The organism is Pseudophaeobacter profundi, assembly GCF_029697505.1.
Classification (GTDB): Bacteria; Pseudomonadota; Alphaproteobacteria; order Rhodobacterales; family Rhodobacteraceae; genus Pseudophaeobacter; species Pseudophaeobacter profundi.
On the sequence record NZ_JARJEF010000115.1, the window covers coordinates 1 to 366 of the forward strand.

The 366-nt window shown below is 58.5% G+C and carries 1 protein-coding gene; it reads left to right on the forward strand.

What is annotated here, in order from left to right; all coding sequences use genetic code 11:
* Window positions 1-366 (forward strand): hypothetical protein (locus P2081_RS21170; protein ID WP_278924631.1); only part of this gene is annotated, 366 nt, incomplete at both ends.

Here is a 366-nt window from a genome sequence, read left to right on the forward strand (position 1 = left end):
CGCGCTCAAGGACAAGATCGCGAAGGCGCAAGTGTCTGAGCGGCTGACAGAGTCGCCATGCGCTCTGGTGGCGTCGATGTTCGGCTGGACCGGCAACATGGAACGTCTGGCCGTGTCCAACGCACACCAGAAGGCCGACGACCCGCAACGGTCGTACTACCTCAGCCAACGCAAGACGCTGGAGATCAACCCTCGACATCCGCTGATCAAGGAGCTGCAACGACGGGTCGCGGACAACCCCGAGGACAAGACCGCCAAGAACATGGCTCTCATGATGTTCAGGACAGCTACTCTGAGGTCAGGCTACATGCTGCAGGACTCGGCTGAATTTGCTCAAACCGTAGAAGAGTTGATGAGGGAAACGAT